This window comes from Bacillus cereus group sp. BfR-BA-01347 (genome assembly GCF_022663835.1).
Taxonomy (GTDB): Bacteria; Bacillota; Bacilli; order Bacillales; family Bacillaceae_G; genus Bacillus_A; species Bacillus_A thuringiensis_K.
Genome location: NZ_JAKUGG010000025.1, coordinates 29121 through 49906, shown reverse-complemented (window position 1 = coordinate 49906; position 20786 = coordinate 29121). Strand labels below are relative to the sequence as shown.

Below are 20786 nucleotides of genomic sequence, written 5' to 3'. Positions count from 1 at the left end.
CAATTTAAAAATTTATATATTTAATTAGATTAGCATTAAGTTTTTGGTTGTAAGGGAGAGATTAAAAATGGATGATAAAGTCTATGAAGAGTTTGTAAATTCTATTTATGAACTTGGTGACTTAAAATTATCAGAAGAGATATTTCAAAAGAAACAAGATAAATTCAATCAATGGCTTGTATCTTTAGGGTATGAGAAAAGAGAAGAAGTAATAGAAAAAATTATACCTATAATTATGAAAGTTTCAGAACGAATTCAAGATAAACAGCAAGTTTTTAAAGAAATAATATTGGAGAATGAAGGAATAATAAAAGCAAATTCACATTATGATAAGTTTTAGTTAAGATAATATTTGATGAATTGTAGTCTAAATATATGTCTTTCTGTAAGAATCCTACATTCTTCTTTATTTACCTATACTTATATTTTTTATAATTCATTATAATATAGACATTGATTCGAACTATTTTGTATAAAATGTTTGATTGAAATTTTTAGGAATAAAGAATAGGTATTTTATTACTTTTTTATTAATTCACATAATTTTCAAATTATAACTCCTCACATGTAAAGATTTGATATATAATGAAATCAACCCGTAGTTACAGTGTTTGCTCTGATTCAAATTATGAGATAGTTTGTTTCAACTTTGTACATTATCTAAAAAAGAACTTGTAGGGATTCCTACAAGTTCTTTTTGTTTTTCTTATTTGTATTAGAAACAAGCCCCTTAAATATAGCAGAAATAATAATGAAGTGTTTATTTCTCGTTTGCTAACTAAAATTTTGTATTTTAACAGGTTTCATTCATAAAAATATTTTAGACTATAGAATGAATCATTAGACAGTTAAAAAAATAAGGAAAAAGGGAAGAACCACCAATATTCTTTCCTTTTTCCTGCAATTAGGGTCTCTATATTAATAAATATAGAAGATTATAAAATGTTGGATGCAACAGTTTACACTCAAAATTATAGCAACAGTAACAGGTATTTTTTATGCAATATTGCATAAAAAATATGATTTATAAAATATACATGTCTAATGAGGAACACAAAAACTCTATATAGGATGAATTTAATCCTTACAGTTTCTTTATAGTGAATTAAAAGCGGCAAAAACCAAAAGGTTAATTTTATCAATACGAATTTTTTCTTTTACATATTAAAATGGAAGTACCCTTTCAATGTATACTGACCCTTTCACAAATCGTGAAGGGATTTTTTTATTTAATAAATGAGTTTTACAAAATAAACAGAATGTTAAATTTATAAAGCCCATTGATCCCAGTATGTGTACATGAGATTAATGGGTTTTTATTATTATGTGATTAAAGATGTGGGAAGTATTTTGTGTGTCTATAAAGGTGTACCTTTATAGACAGTTTTGAATTTTATTAAGGAATAAAAAGAGCCTATACTTCAGTGAAGTATAGGGAGAGGGACAGAAATCAATCAGTTATTAATTTTGAATAGATACTTAAATCAATGAATTTTCCATTTGATTTTTCACTTTTTCTTAGCGTTCCTTCTAACGTGAATTTTAATTTTTTTAAAACACTTATGGAATTTAGATTCTCAGGTTCAACTTTTGCTTCAATGCGGTTTAGCTTTAAATTAGTAAATGCATAGTCTAATAAAGCGGAGATTGCTTCAGGTGCATATCCTTTGCCCCAGAATGCTTTTGAAATATCATAACCAATCTCAGTTTTAGAGTTTTCGAAATCTAAGAAATTATAACCACATGAACCAATGATTTGATTAGATTTTGCTTCGATAATAGTAAATCGGAGCGCTTTATTACTTTGAGCCAGCTCGTTTAGAAATCTAATCATGTCTTTTGCTTGATCCTCAGTAGTGAAATTAATAATATTCATGAATTTCGTAACATCTGGATCAGACCATATTTTAAATAAACTTAATGAATCGGATTCTTTTGTTTTTCTTAAATGTAATCTTTGTGTGTATAATTCTGTAATCAATACTTTTACCTCCATTATATTAGTGATGGGTAGATTAAAAATATTGATATCTGCGCATAATTCAGCCCTTTCTACTCTCAGTTATTATTTATTATACATGAGAGAAATAGAGAGAGGGAATTATGTGATTTTTTATATCTACTTTGTTTCTTAATTGTTTTTTCTATTTAATAGCACAAGTGATTTCATTAAAATGAAAGGGGAAAATCCTTAGCTTTACTTCAAGTATCAGTACGTGATTGATATTAGTAATAATAGAATAGTTAATTAAACTTTAGGGGAGGAACAATAATATGGCAAAAGTTCTAATGTTTAATTTTCCAGGAGAAGGACATATTAATCCGACAATTGCACTTGTCGAAGAACTAATAAAAAGAGGCGAGGAAGTTATTTACTATTGCGTAGAAAAGTATAGAAGTAAAATAGAGAATACAGGAGCTTTATTTCGACCATATGAAAATTTCATAGCACAAATAGACATGGTAAAAAGAATGAGTAGGCAAATGGATTCTCAAGAACTATTATTACACATGGTAAAATCCATGGATAAAATAATAGAGGTAATTTTAGAAGAAGTAAAAGAAGAAGAATACGATTATGTTATATATGATAATAATTTTGCTGTTGGCTGGATCATAGCAGAAGTACTACAATTACCTAAAATTTCTTCATGTACAACATTTGCCATTACTAAAAAGATAGCCTCAGCTCTTATGAAAAATCATGGAGAAGAAAATAAAAAATCCCCTTTATATCAGGAAGTCATTTGTATTTTTAAAAAATGGGAAGATATGTATGGAATTACTCTTAATGAAAAACAGAATGTGATGACATGCCCAGGGGATATTACAATTGTATATACATCAAAATTGTATCAACCAAATGTCGAAGAATTTGATGATTCTTATATATTTGTCGGGCCCTCTATTGCACAGCGTAAAGATGTAGATTCTTTTTCCTTAGAACAGGAAAAGGGAAATAAGCTTATTTTTATTTCTATGGGAACAGTATTTAACCAGCAACCCGACTTTTATTACACATGTTTTGAAGCATTTCGAGATAGCTCGGTTACTGTCATATTAGCTATAGGGGAACAAAATGATATTAGTCAATTAGATAATATTCCTTCTAATTTTAAGCTATATAATTATGTTCCTCAATTAGATATTCTACAACATACTGATTTATTTATTACACATGGGGGAATGAATAGTTCCAGTGAAAGCTTATATTTTAGTGTTCCTATGCTAGTTATTCCAGTTATGGGAGATCAACCTATAGTTGCTCAAAGAATAGAAGAATTAGAAGCCGGAGTCCAGTTAGATCGTAATTTGCTTACTCCGGAAATATTACGTAATACAGCAATTCATGTGTTATCAAATAATATTTATACAAAAAATAGCCATAGAATTGGAAAATCTTTAAAAAATGCTGGAGGATATAACAAGGCAGTCGATGAAATTGAAACCTTTAAATTTAAAATGTGTATTGAGTAAAGCAAAACTACTGTGACTTTAAAAATGAATTATGAAAATGAGTTATATGGAGGGAATTAAAATGAAGATTTTAGAACAAAACTATCAAGAAACTAACTATCTACAATCTTATGAGAAAAGTCTAAAATTATGGCCAACTAGTTTTTCATCTTACTTTGTAGAAACATCTCAAGGGAAGACTCATATTATTGAAAGTGGTAATAAATTAGCACAACCTCTCGTATTATTTCATGGAGCAAAAATGAGTTCGACAATGTGGTATTCAAATATTTTAAAATGGAGTAAACATTTTAGAATAATGTGTATTGATATTTTAGGAGATAAAAATAAAAGCCTTCCAAAAAAAGGATTTACAGATCGCTTAAGTTATGCACTATGGTTAAAAGAAGTATTACATACATTAGAAATTAATAGCACGAACATTGTAGGATTGTCATATGGTGCTTTGCATACTGTTAACTTCTTGACATTTTTTCCAGAGAAGGTAAATAAGGCTGTAATAATGAGTCCTGCAGCAACGTATATTCCTTTTCATCCTTTGTTTTTTTCCTATGCTTTAGGAATGATGAATAGTAGGGAAGGGGTCGAGAAATTTTCAGGGTGGATTTTTGAGAATCGATACACTGTTCATCCTTATATTCAAGAACAATTGATAGCAGGAATGATGTTGAATAATTCAGTGAAAAATGAAACTCTAACAGAACAGGGATTTCCATATATTTTTACGAACCAAGAGTTAGCCGAAATTCAAACGCCTATGCTGCTAATGTTAGGGGAGAATGAAGTAATGTATAACCCAATAGTAGCTTTCAAATGTGCCGAAAATTCATCACCCAATCTAACTGTAGAATTGGTGAAAGATGTAGGGCATTTGATGTCCATGGAGAATCCTCAATATATAAATGATCGTATTTTAGAATTTTTTAATAAATAGGGCATCTCTAAACTCAAAGTATGTCTCGCAAAGGAAACTGTTATGACAATGCCGTTATATGGTGACCCCCATAATACAAATAGAAATCAAGAAAATGCCAAAAAATTTGGCATTTTCTTGATTTCTATTTATCTTTTCACAAAACATTTACCATATTCAACAAAATCACAATCTACATAAAAATAATTATTTCCAGACCAAATTTGAACTCGTTGCTTTGCGCTATCAAAAACATAATTATCATATCCTGGATATGCATCTCTAACCCATACATATTCAGTTGCTGCGCTGACAGGTAATGCGGATGTAACTAAAGCAGTTGCTAAAGCAATCCCTCCTATAGCTTTCTTGATTTTAGATTTCATCATAATTTATATCCCCCTTTATTTTTTACTATTAAACTTTCAATGTTTAATAGACTACTATCAATATAACACTCCTCTGATAATTGTAAATATTTAGGGGGTTTATAAAAAATATGCAGAATATTACGAATTTTATATATAATTACCAGGAGGTAGTGCCCCTTAATATATAGAGGAGGGCGTTTATGAAATCTACGGGAGCCTATCTATATTAGGGAACTACTATTGATTAAAGGAACAAAGCATATAAAAAGACACAAAGGACTAGAAGAAAAACGTGGGAAAGCAAAAGGTCCCGGTTTAGGTAGACCAAGAATGAAACCTGAAGATTCAGAGGCTAAGATTAAGCGATTAGAAGCGGAGAATGAGATGTTAAAAAAGCTCTTAGGAATGTAAAAGGAGGTATGCCAGCTATATCCAAAATGAGAAAGTTTGAAGTGATATATGAGATGTTAGAAACAGGATATACAGTTACTCTATTATGTGCCATTGCTGGTGTAAACCGAAGTGGCTATTACAAATGGATAAAGCGACACGCAGTGCCTTCTAAAAGAAAATTAGCGGACACTGCATTCAAGAAAAAAATATTGGAGTGTCATACAAAACTAAGAGGGATTTATGAATATAGAAGAATACAAGTGTGGCTGAAAGCCACATATAATTTTCATTTGAATCATAAGCGTATCCAAAGATTAATGAGTGAATTAGGTATCAAAGCTATAATTAGGAAAAAACGACCTTATTACGGAAAAAAAGAGGCGTATTTGATTCCAGATAACCATCTAAATAGAGACTTTCAAGCTTCAAGACCAAATGAGAAATGGGTAACAGATATTACCTACTTAATTTTCAATGGACAGCGCTTGTACTTATCTGCCATTAAGGATTTATATAATAATGAGATTGTTGCTTATGAAATCAGTCGTAGAAATGACTTAAAGCTTGTTTTAGATACCCTTAAAAAGGCAAAGAAAAAACGACATGTGAAGGGAATCCTCTTGCATAGTGATCCAGGATCCCAGTACACATCTCGTCAATATAACCAATTACTTAAAAAAATATCAGATGAAGGCAAGTATGTCTCAAAGGGGCAACTGTTGGGATAATGCTTGCATGGAAAACTTCTTCAGTCACTTTAAGGCAGAGTGTTTTTATTTAACCCCATTCCGTAAAGCGAATGAGGTTAAACTTGCCGTACGCAAATATATACATTTTTATAATCATCAAAGATTTCAAAAGAAATTAAATAACCTGTGTCCATATAAATATAGAACTCAGGTTGCTTAGTTGCGCTTTTTAAATACTGTCTACTTGCCAGAGGGCACTCCAATTAAGCTATCTCTTTTTTTCCTTTAATCTACGTTTCCTTGTTTATGTTAGTTTGAAATAAAGTTTGATTAAAACTCATTTCGAAGTCTTTAATTGCAAATGACAGAGTATAGCAACTTTTTTATAAATGTTGTAACCTTTATAGATTCAATAGGATATAGTACAATCTTTTTTTTTTTCATGAATAAATTATATAGAATTATATATTCTAATCTAGAAAGGGTGATTACAATAGGAAACTTTTATGATAGAAAATACAAATATTATAAAAGCTCATCTTGTGGTGAAGGCTATGATAAGTACTATGAAGGTTCATCTTGCCATAGCCATAATAAAGAATCTATCGAATTCCAATATGATGAAAGATTAATTACTACTCCCATACTCGTTCCTCCTGCTCCAGCGGCACCACTTGCAATTTTAACAGTAAATTTTGATAAAATAAATACAGGCGACCGTGTATGGCTGAGTGGTATCGTCAGTCTAAATAACAATAACAATGTATTTTCAACAGTTACATTAACCATTACAAGAACATCTCCATTATCAGGAACACCTCAGGTCATTTATACACAAGTATTTGAAATTGATAATGAAGGTGATGATGATCAAATCCAAACTCCTTTTTCACATGTAGATGTTCCAACAACGCTACTTTTTGATGTTAGATACCAAGTTCGAGTAACTGTAGGAAATCCTAATTTATTTGTACAAGGAGTAAATACTCTAACAGCCCTTAGATTTAGTCGATAATAATGAAATATAGTAAAGCTATGTCAAAGAATATTCAACATAGCTTCTTTTTTATAATCAAACATTGTTTTATATGGATACAATTGTTGGACTTACCCTAGTTGTGGCGAAAGCGTCCGTTTTTATCATTCCTCTTGCATCATTAGCATTTGTAGAGATGGCGATAAAAGGCTCATGTATTTTATATTTTATTTTTGGACTAGAATATAAGAAATTAATAAGGTACAGCAAGCAAATTTATTAGAAATGGAAAATAAACTAAGCGTATTGAATTACTCTTATAGGAGGTGGAGTAGCGCTATGGCAGAAATGGAGATAGTGTAAACCGCAAATGAGGTATATGGTTGGTTAGGAGTAAGTGGCAGTACCCTTAGAAAATACTCGGATGTTCTTGAAAAAGAAGGGTATGAGGTAAAAAAGAATAGTTGAGTGAGATGAGAATATACAGAGTTTGATGGGGATTCCGGAAGATTTCAATTGCTCATTTTGCACAAAACGCTTTTAGATAATATCTATATCATAATAAATTATGAAAATTTAAATATAGGTAAATAGAGAGGAATGGTGCACTTATTACTCATTAATCAGCGCTAAAACCGAAATATAATTTACTATTTTTTCAATGAATTTATATTTGTAAAAAATATAATCTTTAAATCAATCTTAAACTAGAAAAGTTTAACTTTTGAATTGGCATTGTAACTCTAATAGGCTGAAAATATAGAACTAAGATAATTGAAATTGATTTAATAAATAACATATATCCAATTCCATATGCAGCTTATGGTGACCTTTTAGCTGGTATTATCGTTTCCTTTTTCGTTTTAAAGTCAGCAAAGGGGCTAAGAAGATAGTAAAGAAGTGGAAGAGGTCTAAATTTGTAGTTGTAAATAAAGAGGTTGGATAAGAAATCCCTGTTTTTTGTGATGCTTTTAATAGTCAGAGTAGGCGGATCGATTTATATTAACTAAATCCTAACTTCTACGATTAATTTCCTTATTTTGTTAAATATCCAAAGGGTGAAGTGACTCAAGTTCAAACTAAATGTATGATTATGTTAAATTTTATAAGGGATATTATAAAGAGCTGTGTTTAAATTAACGCACAGCTTAAGATCCATCTGTTCAGATCGTAGTTAAAATCCACTTACTCATTTTTCAACCCGGAATCTGCTACTTTAAAAATTTTAATGGGAAAGCCAATAAAATATCTGAAAAAACAAAAAATAAAACCTATTATACAAGTTTATACATCAATAAAAAAACGAATATATTGCCATTGAACAGTTTTAAAAATCTAAAGTGATTTCAAAAGGAGATTAGATAATATGAGCGAACAATGTCCAATCCATGTACCTTGTCAGGCAGTAGGACAAACTCAAACACCATTCAGTGATGCACCTGCAACACCAATTACTACTCCAGGAACACCGATTGTAAAAATCCCAGTTGTATTAGCTGAAAGAACAATTCAAATTGTTGTAGAATCCGATGTTCCATTAGATCCTCCAGCAGTTGAAATTAAACGTGTGTTAAAGAACCATAAGTTAGCCAAAGCAATTAGTGAAGTATCTTGGTTACAATTTCGATACATGCTAGAATACAAAGCAAAATGGTATGGCAAACAAGTCATTGTCGTATCGAAATCATTTGCTTCCAGCCAGTTATGTTCCTGTTGTGGATATCAAAACAAAGACGTTAAAAATCTAAACCTACGTAAATGGGACTGTCCTTCTTGTCGTGCACACCATGATAGGGATATTAACGCAAGTATCAATCTAAAGAATGAAGCGATAAGACTTCTAACCGCAAGGACTGCGGGGTTAGCCTAATCAATTAGAGTTCGTTAGAACACTTTACTTAGGAATCCCCCCTCTTCTAAACGAAGTGAAAGTGGGTGTAGTTCAATCTCAGAATATAGACAAATTAATCAAGTAGAAAAGCCTGTTTTATAATTGTATTCCCAAAAAAAGAATAAAAAACTCCTTTTATTAATATTGCGTTATGTTAACTCTCTAAAAAAAATAATCATAGAAGTTTTTTTGAATTTAATATAGGTTAGTAAACAAGCATGTTTCCTATTAAAACATAGAATAATATAACTCTTGTTTGATAGGAGGTATAAAAATGAATTGGAATAATGATTGCTGTAAGCATAGACATCATAACCAGTGTTGTGAGCATAAGCATCGTAATCATCGTTGTGAGCATAAACATCATAACCAGTGTTGTGAGCATAAGCATCATAATCATCGCTGTGAGCAAAAAGATCGTAATCATCGTTGTGAACATAAACACCATAACCATTTTTGTAAATGTTTTATTTGCTGTCATCGTAACCATTGGTAAAAAAGTTCATGATTTTTAGTTTTAAAAAAGTGCAATATCTATTGCACTTTTTTAAATAAATATACAGGTAATGTATACCTTTTCTTATTTCCTTCAAGTTGAATATCATGTAATGCTTTTGTAAAGATTTGTTGTGTAACCCTAAGAATATAATCCTTTAAATTGGTAGCATATATTTTTCATTATATTTAGATACAAAACTATTAAGTGGTTTTATAAATTTTTTGAGTTACTCTATCTACTTACTCGCTCTTTTGAAGAACAGCAGATAATATTGGGGTTTACAAACCATGTATGAGTTGTAACAATACGATTATCTTCGGTATTTGTTCTAGTTTCTGCAACTGCTAATAATCCCTTTTTATTAAACCGTTCATTAACTCTGAAACTTTTCCCCTAGTTCTATTTAACTTTCTATCAAGGTAAATAGGTGTTGTACTATCAGAGTTAAATTCATCTTTTTTACTTATTCTTTCAAATAAAATAATTAGTTTAAATTCTACATAAGGTATTGAATTCATTTGAAAATGCTTTTTCAGTAGATAACAAGTTATGTTAGAAAGAACAGTAATTGTAAAGTTAGACTTTGTAATGAGCTAATTTCATATTCAAGATAAGAGAATATGAATTACTAAGTACTCATTTTTATAGAAACTTTGACTGCATCTTTCTCTATAAAATTGAAAGCAAAGGGTGATTTGTATACTTGAAATTTCTTTGGATTTTCAAAGTTAGCTTCACGTGTAAAAACATTGCCGAGTATTTTTTCTTCGATGATGCTAAATTGATGCTCCTCTTTAATGTCTTTTGATTCTATAAGACCTTGAAAGGGAACATCACCTTGGATCCTATAGTTTGGAATTACCTTGTTATAAGCTAAAGCTGTATAAGTAATAGTCTTACGGATAAATCCCGAAATAGTGACTACTTCTGAACACACCTTTTCAATCGTAGTAAATATTTGTCTATCAACTTTGATGGTTCCTTTTTTTGCAGGAGGAACTAACTGGATTTTATGCTCTATAAATTGCCTAAAGTATAATGTTTTTGATTTTGGTGATTTTGGTGTTTTTTTCATTTTTGGAGTTTTAGAAAAGCATAAAGATATTCTAGTTACTTCAGGAAGGCCTGATAAATTAATATGTGGGAAATAAGGCGTACTTGTTATAATGAAATTTTTTTTGTAATGTAAATCCATTTACGTTTCCGCACCTTTCCAATGGAATATAGTTTAAAATATGTCCTCTTCATCATATATGCTTCTTTTTGGTAAGGAATTTTCCAAAATGAGCATATGTCATATATCAATAGGATTTTTGAGGAATAGGAGTGGCACCATATCACTATCAAGCTAAGCTTATACAAAATCAATTTTAAGCGAGATTATTTCTTTTTTCTAAAGGGAAAATGTAGATGAATGAAAGATTTGCATACGAAAGAAACCCTAACGGGTTTCACTTTTTTGAATTAAGTGACTTGATTTTCAGACATGGTACAATTATAAACGACACTTAATATATCAAAGATCTTTTTTTCTCATATCGATGAGATTTCCGCCCATTTTGCTGCAGGAGATTGAACAGACGAAGTAACATCTTTGATAGCTCTTGGGTGTTTTTTGTAAAGTTTGGAATAAAAGAAGAAAATAGTCTTTAATCATATATATGGCTGTATACTCACTAAGCTCTTGTTTTTTCTTTGTGAGAAGCAATTGGTGCATTTGAAACATAATAGAGGAACAGAATAGAATGGCAATCAATTGACCATATAAATGGCACTTCAATCGTTGTGGTTTTATCTTTTTACAATGATGAATTTGAAAGAATGATTTCCACGTTTTAAATAAACTTTCGATTTGCAAACGCCAAGAATACCAGTCATGTACCCGTCCCATCGGGACAATATCTGTAGGGGGAGTGTCATATATACATCAATACCACTAAGTCGTTTACTACGAGGAGAATACTTCATTCCGCTCTTTTTTCTCTTATAGCTCGTTCTTTAGAAACACCTTGTGCCATGATTTGAGTTAAAGTTTCTGCATCGATACATAGCGTACTTACTTTATGCATAAACTGTTTTTGTAGTTTTTCATAGTGAGGCTATTGTGAGATTAAGAATTTCGAAGCACTAACTTTTTTAATTCATTTAATGAAACTACAATTGGATTTAAAACTGCATTCATGGTTTTGTTGTAATCCAATGTTTTATTACTGTACCATATATCTTCCGATTCAACTGAAAGGCATGCATCATCCTGGTGAGTAATAACAAATTCTATAGTTTTATTTGTGATAGCTGATTCAATCGGGTAATGTTGTCTGTAACCTAATGTGTTATCTACTACCAAAGCTCAATTGTAGTAAATCGCAGTTGCAATGTCTTGAAGTTCGTGAGGAAGAAAAACTTTAACTGATCGTGGTGCCCTTATTGTAGCAAAAATAACCATTATTCCTTTCTCAGACACTCCAGTATAGCCTTTCTATTTCTTTCAGACACTTTCTTTTATGAATTTAAAAAAGTACCATCTAAGTCTAAAACGATTGCTTTAACCTTGGATTCTAATTCCACATGTATGTCCCCTTATTTACCGTATAAACTCCTCCTTTTTATGTTCTATATCAAGTTATAAATCCCTGTATATTTCATACATGTGAGGTTAACATAACGTCTCATTATCAGTAGTGGAAAAAAGCTCACTTCTTATCTTTTTTCAAATAAGAAGCTAACTTTGTCGTTTTGGGGGTAACTTGAAATCTTAGGTTGATAGCGATGTGGCGGTCTCCTACTTGAAAATAGTGATTTTTAGTTAAATTGTAATAACCTTAATTTTGTGCAATAAAACAATTAGTAAATGGAACTAACTGCTTTGTTACACATAACAAGCCCACGCTTACAGCAATGATTTGTAACCTTCAGTTACATACATAGTATAAATCACATTAGAAATAGTATGCAAAATGAAAACGGGTTTAAAAAGTATTTTATTTTTTGTACTTCTATATACAAATTATGTTTATCATTAAATGACCTTTTTATTTGTTATATAGAAAGAATGCAACTAATAAAAATATTAGATATTTAGCAAATTTGGATTAGCGATATGATAATGCTTGTTTCCCTAATGCTTCCCAGGATTGAATGAAGATATCTTGACTCACTTTATGTCCTTTTTTCACAGTTAATGGGTCATTTATATAAATGTATTTGTCCTCCAAACCTACAATAACAACAGCGTGTAGATCCAAAGGAGCTGTAATTTTTTTGTCATCATGTTTCCAAGACTCCCATCTATCTGGAAGGCGATAATCTCCTGTAGTCCATACTACCACAGGTTTACCGAGCTTAATTTGAGCTAACACAGTATTAAAAGTTTTTCCTGTTAAGTTTACTGTACGATTTGGAAGATAACGTTCCATTAATTCTTGTAACGGTTGAACGTGGACAGCGTATCCCTTATTTTTCCCAGTTATATCTCCAACAAAGCCTTCTTTAGGATCTCCCCATTGAATGATGTCTCCACTTTTATTTGTAGACAGTGGGGTAGAATCTTTTTTTATCTCGTTAGCTAAATCCATTTTATTAACCTTAATGCCTGCATGCTGTAATACCATCGCTAAGCTTGTAACTTCGCATCCATATTTTAATTCTGGCTTTTGCGATATAAGCGGCACATCTAAAATGTTTTTTTAGTGGATGAAGTGGGGGATGGTTGTAAGGGTTTACTTTTTGGAAATGAATGTGTTGTATTTTGAGTCAATTTGTTATCTTTTTGTTTAACTTGTAATTCATTCTTTTTAAGAGAGGGTGTTTTTTCTGAACATCCCGCTAAAATTAAAGATAAGGCATACAAAATTAGAAATCTTTTCATATCAATCACCTTTTTAAGATTACTTAATACCATAATATTCTACTATTCGATATTTTTAGAGGTGTAGAACGTTTAATAACCTTCATTTCGAGCAACTAAGTAAATTAACTATGTGTAGTAAAAAGACAGCCCACGCGTACTGAGTAATAATTTGGAACTTGAAGTTACAGTTATAGTATAAGCGAGTTGAGGAGAGCTATGCAGGAATAAAAAGTATTAAAAGCTTTATTCCAAAAGTGACTAGTGAAACATGTATATATCTGTCTTAAATGTTTAGAATGTTTCGTAGATCAAAATGAACTTTTTTTAACATTTTATCTTTTGTGAAGAGGGAAATGAATATTGAATCCTTTAACAAAATAGAAAGGGAGTATATTTCTTTCTTTTTATACAAATTATTAAGGGGGAAATACTTATGAAATCAGTAGCTTTTACTAAGAGATTATAAATTGTTGAGGTGATTCAATACATGCCAAAGTTAGATGTAGAGGGGTGTAACCTTTACTACATAGTAAAGGGAGAAGGGACGCCTATCATTTTTATCCACCCACCTACACTTACCTGTGAAAATTTTGAATATCAACTAGAAGAATTATCTAGAAATTTCAAAGTAATCGCTTTTGATGTTAGAGGACATGGCAACAGTCAGAGTTCAAGTCAGCCAATTACGTATTCACTAATTGCTAAAGATATGAAGAGTTTACTGGATTATCTGGAAATAAAAAAGTCTTTTGTATGTGGGTATTCAACAGGAAGCTCAGTTGCCTTGGAATTTTTATTAACATATTCCGAAAATAGTTTAGGTGGGATTCTAATAGGTGGAATGTCAGAAGTGCGTCAAGGCTATTTAAAAAATAAGATTTCTCTTGGTGTCCAATTGGCGAAGGCAAGAGCAATTTCATTTTTGGCATTTGCCATTTCTTGGGGGAATTCCAATACAAATAAATTATTCAAAAAAATGTTTCGAGAAGCTCGGAAAGGTAATGCCAAAAATATCGAACAATATTATCGCTACAGTTTGCAATATAATTGTACCAATCAACTTAAAGACATTCATCTACCTATGTTGTTGGTTTATGGTGAAAATGACAAAACTTTTTATAGTCATGCAAACTTACTACATGAAGAATTGCCATGTAATGAATTAAGATTTATTACTGGTGCAAAACATCAAATACCAACAAAAGCGGCTACAGAGTTAAATCAAATGATTGAGCAGTTTGTTTGTACTCAGTCTAAGGTGTCTAAAGAAGTTCTTAAATCATAAAGTATTATCTTAAATCCTAAAGGTGATTTGAAATTTATATTTTCAAAAAGGATAACGGTATGAGTTAAAGGAAGATACATAACAATTAACAAGTGGAGATGTTGAAAATTTAATTCGGATCACCATATCAAAAAAAGAAAATTTTACGTATTAAAACAGATTAGCCGATTTCCTGTAAAACAAGAAACCGGCTATTTGCTTTTTTATAGGGTTGTTGTTTGTTAGTAGTAACAGTTACTAGTTTGGATTACTTTGTTTCTTTTGTGTGTTAGGCTTAATTTCATCAGCAAACTCTATATTTGCCAAGTTTACTTTGGATGGAATAAATGTTCTTGTTTTATTTTGAAAACCTTGGAACGTATGTTTTGTAGGTCTCATCATACTTGAATTACGTGTTGCTAATAATCCCAAAATTGTTCCTAATCCTAGTAAAGAAGCCCAAATCCATCCTTTATTATTCTTCTTTTTATTTCCGAATAACTCAAACATTTGTTGAGTTATTTTTTTAGAATTGAATAATGAAATCAAGAAGTTAAGAATATTCATTTTTGTCCCCCCTGTAAAAAAATCGTAAAAGAAACACTAGGTTCAATTTCACATAATTTATAATGCGATATTTTATAGAAATTTATGATGCCAACTTATACTAACAATTCTTGATTTTTAAACCGGAACCTCCTAATATTACCTAAGTGTTTTTTACTAAAATGCGCAAAATAGTTTTATAAAAAATTCAAAAAGGAAATGAAAAGTTATGTATTATTAGATTGGAACTTTATGACTTCTTTTTTAATAATCGGTTATGTAATGTCGAAAAGGTGAGTAACGCAAGAATCGAACCTACTAAGGCAAGTGACATATCCCATTGTGCATCCCATATATCGCCTTGCGTACCTAAAAAGTCTTTTGCTGCTTTTCCTCCCTTTGCTATTCTAAAAGCTAACCATTCGATGATTTCGTATAATGCAGCAATAGCAAGTGAAACACTTATACTAATTGTAACCAACCAAGGACCTTCGGTTAGTTGAGTTTTCCGTAATAATATTTCTCTTATCGCAATTGTAAAAAAACCTTTTATCAAATGTCCAAATCGATCGTAGTGATTTCGATTTAAATCAAAAGCATCTTTTATCCAATTAAAAAGTGGAACCTTTGAGTATGTGTAATGACCACCGATGAACATTATAATAGCTAGTATTGCAATAATGATATAAGAGAGAGTGGTAAAGCGAAACTTATTGTATATTGCAATTATAAAGATTAGACCGAGAACGGCGGGAATAGCTTCCGCTGCCCATGTCGAGTATCTCGCAGGCTTAATAACGGACCATATAAAAACTGTTGTAACAATTAATAATAAAAATAGATGAATCATTTTACTTTTGTCTCTTATCACCTTTTTCACTCCTATTGAAAGGCTTTCTACTTAAAGTATTTGAAAAATCGCAGTTTCGTATACAGAGTACTTAGAACTGTTTGCCTTAGTTCACACTTAAGAACAGCTTTTTTAATGAGGAAAGTGATCTTGCCTAGTAGATATTCACAGCATGATTCCCGTACCTAAACTTAACTATTATTTTTTAGTAAGAAATAACATTTACAGCCTTCGTAAACTGCTCTAAAAGGTGTAGCTCTATATCAATGTCAAGTTAAGAATGCCAAGGGAATATAGGGAAGTATGCTTTCTACAAATTTTTGTGTCTAAACTAAAAATGTACATAACCAGTAGGAGGAGCATTATCACGTTAACATGTTCGATTTGCAACTATATATTATTTATCTATTTATATCGAGCAGAATAATAAGAAAGGACATGCACATTACATATTTCTCTTTCGTGAGGGCATTATATTTATATAAACATTTCAAAAACAAGGGAGAGCATCTGCATGAATTACAAAATGTTTAAGGCTATCAATCGTCTAGCTGGGCGTAATTCAACCATAGATACATTTATGATATTTATTTCACAAAAGACTCGATTCCTGTACATTTTTTTGTTAGCCCTAATGTGGTTTAGAAACAAATCTTACAAAAAAATTATTTTATTTGCAGGGGTATCAGTAGGATTTTCATTATGTATAAACCGTTTTATCCAGTTCTTTTATTTTAAACCTCGTCCGTTTGTTATACACCGTGTGCGTTTACTTATTCCATCAAAGAATAATTCTTCATTTCCTAGTAAACATACAGCCATAGCATTTGCCTTAGCAACCTCCGTCTTACTTCGTGAACGTTTATTTGGCTCAATCATGTGGCTTTTAGCAATTTTGACAGGGTTCTCACGTATCTGGTTAGGGCATCATTATCCATTTGATATCATAGGAAGTGCCTTCATAGGAATCTTAACCAGTATAGTTATTGGCAGTACTTCATATTTATTTAATTCTTTTGTTACCTGGATTATAAATGTATATAGAAAAATATTTTTTGTAGATTTGAAACATTCCTGACGATATCTTTGATAAATCGCAGTACATAATCTTTCACATTTTTTTTACTAAAGTAACTTTTTCTTGAGATATGTTTTGGAATAAACTACAGACATTTAGTTAATCCCTTAATTATTAAATTTGATATAAAGGAAAAAATGTCGGGAAGGATATAGCATATTCTTTTTTTAGGCGGATGATAATCACATAAATATTTATTTGAAAGGGGCAATAATCACTTGAAGAAAAGAAAATATCTACTTGCTATCATGTCTACTATTTTATCTGTAGGTTTCTTGTGCGGTTGCAATGGCGTTGATGAGAATGAGCCAGATCCAACTGAAGAACCTTCTGAAGAAATTCAAGAAAAGAATAATCAATAACAGGTTAATGTAAAGATTATTATTGGCTTACAGCGAATTCTTAAATATAGGAGAACGATATAGAGTAACCCAATAGAATAAAACAAGAAAAAATACCTCTTATACCTTATTTTATTAGATATGGTACAAGAGGTGTTTTCTGTTTATGGGTACATTTCAGAAATTTATCATTTTAGTCAAGAAGACTCCTTCCTCAAGGAACGTGAAGTGAGAGTAGGTGGGAGATGAATTGGCGTCGAACAAGGGATGGCAAGGAGCCATCCCTTGTTCGACATACATAAAGTGTTACGTCACTATCAATCGAATGTACGTTTGGTATATAATAGTCATATACCGAAATGGAGGTGAATCAAATGATAATTAATAAAGCCTATAAGTTTCGTATCTATCCAAATCAAGCACAAGCAATTCTAATTAACAAAACGATAGGTTGTTCTCGCTTTGTATTTAATTATTTCCTATCCCTATGGGATCACGCATACAAAGAAACTGGGAAAGGTTTAACATATGGTACATGCTCTGCCAAACTTCCTGCCATGAAGAAAGAGTTTGTTTGGCTAAAAGAAGTGGATAGTATTGCAATTCAGTCGTCTGTTCGCAACCTGACGGATGCGTATACACGCTTTTTCAAAAAACAAAATAGTGCCCCGCGTTTCAAATCTAAGAAGAATAACGTACAATCCTATACCACAAAGCAAACAAATGAAAACATTGCCGTTGTAGAAAACAAAATAAAATTGCCAAAACTAGGTCTTGTTCGATTTGCCAAAAGTGGTGAAATAACAGGACGTATTGTAAATGCTACAGTTAGACGGAACCCTTCTGGCAGATACTTTGTATCATTGTTAGTTGAAACAGAAGTACAAGAATTTCTGAAAACACAATCTTACATCGGAATGGATGTGGGACTAAAAGATTTCGCCATTTTGTCAGATGGAACAACCTATAAAAATCCGAAATTTTTTCGATCATTAGAAGAGAAATTGACAAAAGAACAGCGTGTTCTTTCTAGAAGAATGAAAGGATCTTCTCGTTGGAATAAACAACGAGTAAAAGTAGCTAGAATTCATGAATACATGGCAAATGCTAGAAAAGATTACTTAGACAAAATCTCAACTGAAATTATCAAAAACCACGATGTTATCGGTATAGAGGATTTGCAAGTATCGAATATGTTAAAGAACCATAAGTTAGCAAAAGCAATTAGTGAAGTATCATGGTCACAGTTTCGAGCCATGCTAGAATACAAAGCAAAATGGTATGGCAAACAAGTCATTGTCGTATCGAAAACATTTGCTTCCAGCCAATTATGTTCTTGTTGTGGGTATCAAAATAAAGACGTTAAAAATCTAAACCTACGTGAATGGGACTGTCCTTCTTGTCGTACATACCATGATAGGAATATTAACGCAAGTATCAATCTAAAGAATGAAGCGATAAGGCTTCTAACCGCAAGGACTGCGGGGTTAGCCTAATCAATTAGAGTTAGATAGAACTCTTTACTTAGGAATCCCCTCTTCTAAACGAAGTGAAAGTGGGGGTAGTTCAAAAAGTTACTTCTTATTGCCTAACAAAAGTCATTGTAACCATGCTACTCACCTTTTCGGAATACTCATGCTAAGCATCTTGATTTTAAAACTAGCTCCCTGTTTACTTATTATTGAGTAATAAGAATACTTAAGTAGTTTGTAGTAAATATTATAACTGTTACAAATCAAAAGGAGGTCATTATAATGAACAAACAAAGAGCACAAGAGATTGCCGCTTCACCAGTCATGGCTAATGTAACGTATAATGGAGTTCCAATTTATATTCAAAATGTAGCTGAAAATAATGAAACAGCTAGAATATATCCTCTTAATGAACCTAATAATGAACAAGAAATTCCTTTATCCAACTTAATAGAACATTAATTAATTACATGTTACTTCAATAAATAATTACTCAAACATACAAGCACCACCTACAATGGTGTTTGTATGTTTGAGTAATCTTATTTTCTATTTTCTGCTAGCTAATCAGATTACTAAGGATAAAAAATATTTTTGAATGGGGTCAAACTCCTCTTTAATAAAGCAAAAAAATACCAAAATTATGGTGGGATTTACTAAATAAATGACTTGTTTAAATTAGTGATAACAATGTACCTCCAACGGAACCAGTAAAAATATAAAAACAGGCATTGCTGATTTAAAGGCTAGAGTTTCCGTATTAGAACGTGAAGAACCTCAATATAAAGGGTTTTAAATAGACTGGAGGAAATTACTATGTCTCACCTACCCGAATGGACGCTTGTCATTTTCCGCTCTCTATTCATATTAATTGTTTTATTTACTATTACAAAATGTTTAGGAAAAAGGCAAATCTCTCAACTTTCCTTTTTCGAGTACATAGCTGGAATGACAATTGGTGGTATCGCCGCTCAAGTATCTACAGGGCTAGACCAAAAAATTTTCCATGGCGTCTTTGCCATACTTATTTTCGCTTCGGTACCTTTTTTCGTAGGAATTCTTTCCTTAAAAAACAAAGCCGCGAGAGATTTCTTTGAAGGTAAGTCTATAGTTTTAATAAAGGATGGCAAAATACTTGAGGATAATTTAAAGAAAGAAAAGTATACCAGTGATGAATTACTTGAACTTCTCAGAGGAAACGGAGCTTTTAGTATATCCGAAGTAGAATTTGCCGTCTTAGAACCAAGCGGAGAATTAAATGTATTATTAAAGAAAGAATCTCAACCATTAACAGCAAAAGATATTGGCTTGAAAGTACCAAATAAAAAGGAACCACAAACTATTATTATGGACGGAAATGTACTAGATGAACCTCTTTCAGCTAGTGGGCATAACCGCGCTTGGTTACATTCAGAACTAGAAAAACTCGGTGTTGTCATTGAAAATGTCTTTCTCGGTCAAGTTGATTCATATGGACAACTTACTATCGACATTTATAATGATAAACTCCAAATGCATTCTCCTCAAAATAAACCTTTATTATTAGTATCTTTAAAAAAATGCCATGCTGATCTTGAACTATTTTCTTTAGAAACGAAATCAAAAACGGCAAGTGAAATGTATAGTAAAAATGCACAACAAATTGAAGCTATTTTAAACAAGGTAACTTACCTTCTAAAGGAATAAAAAAGGACGTTCTCACAAGCGTCCTTTTCTCAGAGTGTCGGAAAACCCTTTAGGATTTTCCAACACTCTGACATCTTTGTAGATTTTAGCAAATGAAAACAATAAATAATGATAGAAATTAGAAAAATAGCCTTTCACCTGCCGCTTTTTGGACTGGTGATTTTTGAATGATAGTCTTACATAAATTATGGGAGGGAATTAAAAATTTATTATTTATATAAATAGATGTTAAACGGTAAAAAAAGAACCTAAATTCTTGACAGATAGAAAATAAGTTCTTTCTTTGTTAGTGGAGTTTTATTTAGTAGTGTGTTGGAGCACTATATAATATATGTATTTATAAGTAAGGGGTGTTTAATTTCCAAAATATATATCTTTAAAAAATAGAAAAAAGGTCAGTTGAAAACTGACCTTTTTTCTATTTTTTAAAGATAGCTAACGAACAGGTAATTTGGGATTTGGAGTATAGTAAGATGTTAATCATCTCATT

The 20786-nt window shown here is 31.3% G+C and carries 18 protein-coding genes and 6 pseudogenes; 16 read left to right on the top strand and 8 right to left on the bottom strand.

The genetic code is table 11. From position 1 onward, the window contains the following. The first annotated feature begins 67 nt into the window (after positions 1-67). Entirely contained in the window at positions 68-340 is a 273-nt protein-coding gene (locus MR143_RS26755; protein ID WP_242281100.1) for a flagellar biosynthesis protein FlgG, read from the top strand. A 1110-nt stretch (positions 341-1450) separates the two neighbouring features. On the opposite strand, the gene MR143_RS26750 is transcribed toward MR143_RS26755, so the two are convergent. Further along, positions 1451-1981, bottom strand: a complete 531-nt coding sequence (locus MR143_RS26750) for a GNAT family N-acetyltransferase (RefSeq protein WP_000627286.1) — start codon at positions 1979-1981, stop codon at positions 1451-1453. 293 nt (positions 1982-2274) lie between these two features. Here MR143_RS26750 and MR143_RS26745 point away from each other — a divergent pair, with 293 nt between their 5' ends. Both MR143_RS26745 and MR143_RS26740 read left to right on the top strand, forming a co-directional pair. Continuing rightward, entirely contained in the window at positions 2275-3477 is a 1203-nt protein-coding gene (locus MR143_RS26745) for a macrolide family glycosyltransferase (RefSeq protein WP_001151403.1), read from the top strand. Positions 3478-3538: 61 nt separating this feature from the next. Beyond that, positions 3539-4411 (top strand): alpha/beta fold hydrolase, encoded by an 873-nt coding sequence (locus MR143_RS26740; protein ID WP_242281099.1) that lies wholly within the window; start codon positions 3539-3541, stop codon positions 4409-4411. Between the two features lie 128 nt (positions 4412-4539). Here the strand turns inward: MR143_RS26740 and MR143_RS26735 are convergent, their stop codons facing one another. Further along, complete coding sequence (locus MR143_RS26735) at positions 4540-4779, bottom strand: hypothetical protein (RefSeq protein WP_000978065.1); 240 nt, start codon at positions 4777-4779, stop codon at positions 4540-4542. Positions 4780-5034: 255 nt separating this feature from the next. Here MR143_RS26735 and MR143_RS26730 point away from each other — a divergent pair. The 7 genes and pseudogenes from MR143_RS26730 to MR143_RS26710 form a co-directional block, all read left to right on the top strand. Beyond that, positions 5035-5172 (top strand): annotated as a pseudogene (locus tag MR143_RS26730) (helix-turn-helix domain-containing protein); the annotation flags it as partial. A gap of 8 nt (positions 5173-5180) precedes the next feature. Continuing rightward, complete coding sequence (locus tag MR143_RS26725) at positions 5181-5882, top strand: IS3 family transposase (RefSeq protein ID WP_002164298.1); 702 nt, start codon at positions 5181-5183, stop codon at positions 5880-5882. Then, positions 5842-6063: an IS3 family transposase gene (locus tag MR143_RS33565; RefSeq protein ID WP_374267399.1), complete on the top strand. Its 222-nt coding sequence runs from the start codon at positions 5842-5844 to the stop codon at positions 6061-6063. The genes MR143_RS26725 and MR143_RS33565 overlap by 41 nt, the downstream gene beginning before the upstream one ends. Before the next feature lie 264 nt (positions 6064-6327). Then, the gene (locus MR143_RS26720) at positions 6328-6858 is read left to right on the top strand and encodes a hypothetical protein (protein WP_242281098.1); all 531 of its coding nucleotides are present in this window, start codon (positions 6328-6330) and stop codon (positions 6856-6858) included. 300 nt (positions 6859-7158) lie between these two features. Then, a pseudogene (locus MR143_RS33740) lies at positions 7159-7284 on the top strand (DUF3967 domain-containing protein); the annotation flags it as partial. A gap of 308 nt (positions 7285-7592) precedes the next feature. After that, a pseudogene (locus MR143_RS26715) lies at positions 7593-7694 on the top strand (cation-efflux pump); the annotation flags it as partial. A 692-nt stretch (positions 7695-8386) separates the two neighbouring features. Next, positions 8387-8689: pseudogene (locus tag MR143_RS26710) on the top strand (RNA-guided endonuclease TnpB family protein); the annotation flags it as partial. A 226-nt stretch (positions 8690-8915) separates the two neighbouring features. Here MR143_RS26710 and MR143_RS26705 read toward each other — a convergent pair. From MR143_RS26705 to MR143_RS26690, 4 genes and pseudogenes are all read right to left on the bottom strand, one after another. Continuing rightward, on the bottom strand, positions 8916-9200 hold the full coding sequence (locus MR143_RS26705; protein ID WP_242281097.1) for a hypothetical protein: 285 nt from the start codon (positions 9198-9200) through the stop codon (positions 8916-8918). Between the two features lie 637 nt (positions 9201-9837). Then, a complete protein-coding gene (locus MR143_RS26700; RefSeq protein ID WP_242281096.1) occupies positions 9838-10404 on the bottom strand; it encodes a hypothetical protein in 567 nt (188 codons plus the stop codon). Between the two features lie 269 nt (positions 10405-10673). Further along, a pseudogene (locus MR143_RS26695) lies at positions 10674-11195 on the bottom strand (transposase); the annotation flags it as partial. Between the two features lie 1106 nt (positions 11196-12301). After that, a pseudogene (locus MR143_RS26690) lies at positions 12302-13077 on the bottom strand (C39 family peptidase). Between the two features lie 469 nt (positions 13078-13546). Here MR143_RS26690 and MR143_RS26685 point away from each other — a divergent pair. After that, a complete protein-coding gene (locus MR143_RS26685) occupies positions 13547-14344 on the top strand; it encodes an alpha/beta fold hydrolase (protein ID WP_242281095.1) in 798 nt (265 codons plus the stop codon). 237 nt (positions 14345-14581) lie between these two features. Here the strand turns inward: MR143_RS26685 and MR143_RS26680 are convergent, their stop codons facing one another. Continuing rightward, a complete protein-coding gene (locus MR143_RS26680) occupies positions 14582-14890 on the bottom strand; it encodes a hypothetical protein (protein ID WP_088349125.1) in 309 nt (102 codons plus the stop codon). Between the two features lie 229 nt (positions 14891-15119). Further along, the gene (locus MR143_RS26675; protein WP_242281094.1) at positions 15120-15740 is read right to left on the bottom strand and encodes a DUF2238 domain-containing protein; all 621 of its coding nucleotides are present in this window, start codon (positions 15738-15740) and stop codon (positions 15120-15122) included. A gap of 493 nt (positions 15741-16233) precedes the next feature. Between MR143_RS26675 and MR143_RS26670 the strand changes: the two genes are divergently transcribed. The 5 genes from MR143_RS26670 to MR143_RS26650 all read left to right on the top strand — a co-directional run bounded on the left by MR143_RS26670 (position 16234) and on the right by MR143_RS26650 (position 20296). Then, the gene (locus MR143_RS26670; protein WP_001107035.1) at positions 16234-16797 is read left to right on the top strand and encodes an undecaprenyl-diphosphatase; all 564 of its coding nucleotides are present in this window, start codon (positions 16234-16236) and stop codon (positions 16795-16797) included. 218 nt (positions 16798-17015) lie between these two features. Then, a complete protein-coding gene (locus MR143_RS26665) occupies positions 17016-17159 on the top strand; it encodes a hypothetical protein (protein ID WP_000746491.1) in 144 nt (47 codons plus the stop codon). A gap of 353 nt (positions 17160-17512) precedes the next feature. Further along, positions 17513-18634: an IS200/IS605 family element RNA-guided endonuclease TnpB gene (tnpB, locus tag MR143_RS26660; protein ID WP_242281093.1), complete on the top strand. Its 1122-nt coding sequence runs from the start codon at positions 17513-17515 to the stop codon at positions 18632-18634. 258 nt (positions 18635-18892) lie between these two features. Further along, positions 18893-19072: a small acid-soluble spore protein H gene (locus MR143_RS26655; protein ID WP_001041681.1), complete on the top strand. Its 180-nt coding sequence runs from the start codon at positions 18893-18895 to the stop codon at positions 19070-19072. Between the two features lie 354 nt (positions 19073-19426). Continuing rightward, positions 19427-20296 carry a DUF421 domain-containing protein gene (locus MR143_RS26650; protein ID WP_088349122.1) on the top strand — a complete coding sequence of 290 codons (870 nt, stop codon included), beginning with the start codon at positions 19427-19429 and terminating at the stop codon, positions 20294-20296. Positions 20297-20786: the final 490 nt, after the last annotated feature.